Origin of the sequence: Lysinibacillus sp. GbtcB16 (assembly GCF_019091145.1) — a bacterium.
GTDB classification, from domain to species: Bacteria; Bacillota; Bacilli; order Bacillales_A; family Planococcaceae; genus Lysinibacillus; species Lysinibacillus fusiformis.
The window spans coordinates 1-229 of the sequence record NZ_JAGXJV010000970.1; the positions used below are offsets into that span (position 1 = coordinate 1).

Genomic DNA, 229 nt, shown 5'->3' on the forward strand with positions numbered 1-229 from the left:
ATAAAACCAATCACACCACATTTTTCAATCCTTAAACTTGACCATTTAATTGCTCTTATATAAGAATCATATAGCGCATTAACTGCAACTGCACTAGATTTTTTAGCATATGTTTTCGTAATTTCTGTATCTAACATTTGATATGAAATAGCGTCAGAAAAACTATTTTCATCAGAATCTCTTCCTGAATACGGAGGATTCCCTATAATTGCTGTAATTGGTAATTCTT

The 229-nt window shown here is 30.6% G+C and carries 1 protein-coding gene; it reads right to left on the reverse strand.

Annotation, left to right across the window (positions count from 1 at the left end; all coding sequences use genetic code 11):
• A partial coding sequence (locus KVT27_RS26480) for a hypothetical protein (RefSeq protein ID WP_217582365.1) occupies positions 1-229 on the reverse strand: 229 nt, incomplete at both ends.